General features: G+C 37.9%; 1 protein-coding gene. It reads right to left on the bottom strand.

The window, feature by feature from the left end:
- A partial coding sequence (locus GN217_RS18585) for a non-ribosomal peptide synthetase (protein WP_198042723.1) occupies positions 1-1282 on the bottom strand: 1282 nt, incomplete at both ends.

The raw sequence follows: 1282 nt of genomic DNA, 5'->3' as shown, positions 1-1282 counted from the left end.
TTTAAAGAATGTCCCCCCAAGTTAAAGAAGTTATCGGTAACCCCTATCCGTTCAACTTCTAATACTTCTTGCCATATCTCTACTAATTTCTTTTCCAATTCTGTCGTCGGTGCCACATATTCCTTGAATTGGTCAGCCCCAGTAGGTTTTGATAGTGCTTGACGATCTATTTTACCGTTTGAAGTCAAAGGAATTATATCCAATTCTTCAATAAATGATGGGACCATATAAGCGGGCAGCTTTTGACTTAAATAATCCCTAAGTTCTGTACTTGCATCTGAGTTCCTGAAAACCACATACGCGCATAAATATGTTTCATTTTCGCTATCTTTCCAATCCATTACAGTCGCATCTTTCACGTCCGGATGTTCTAAAAGGGTATTTTCAATCTCTCCTAACTCAATCCGATATCCTCGAATCTTAACCTGGTGGTCAATCCGGCCAAGAAACTCAATGTTTCCATCTGGCAGATAACGGGCTAAATCGCCTGTTCGATACATTTTTTCTCCAGGAGAAAATGGATTTGGTAAAAACTTTTCCTTCGTTAATTCAGGGCGGTTAAGATATCCGCGTGCGACCCCTTCTCCCCCGATAAATAATTCACCAAACACCCCTACGGGCTGTAGCTGCAAATGTTTATTTAGAATGTAAATACTTTTATTTCCCACCGGTTTTCCAATTGGAACTGTATTGTATTGATTATATTTAATTGGTTTCCACATCGTGGCACCAATCGTTGCTTCCGTTGGACCGTATGCATTTACATATTTTTCTCCCCATAACTCAACCAATTCCTTAGTACTTGCAGAGCCGGCAGAGACAAGAAAACGAATAGACTTTAAACTCTTGCCGTTCAAATGCCTTAAATAGGTTGGAGGAAGAGTTAAAATAGTGATTTGATTCTGGTTTATATAGTTCTCAAAGGAATGATAATTATAAATTACTTCCTCCGGAATAATATATAAGGTCGCCCCATTTAAAAGACATTTTGTTATTTCTTCAATAGATGCATCAAATGCGATACTAGCAAATTGTCCCATTCGATCTTTTTCTTTAATTTCCAGATATTCTTTAAAATGATAAACAAGGTTTGCCAATCCCTCATGTTCAACCATTACACCCTTAGGTTTTCCAGTTGTACCTGAAGTATAAATTACATAAGCCAAATTCCGTGATTGGTTCACAGGCGTCAAATTGGATTCATCTATTCCTTCAAAATCTATCTTTCTTACATCCAGACAATCGCTTTCCCACTGTTTTTCTTCCCACAGCTGTTCAATCA

Source organism: Oceanobacillus sp. AG, from assembly GCF_009746545.1.
In the GTDB taxonomy this organism is placed as follows: Bacteria; Bacillota; Bacilli; order Bacillales; family Amphibacillaceae; genus Oceanobacillus; species Oceanobacillus indicireducens.
Note: the sequence above shows the minus strand (reverse complement) of the source record. Positions and strands in the feature narration are given on the sequence as shown.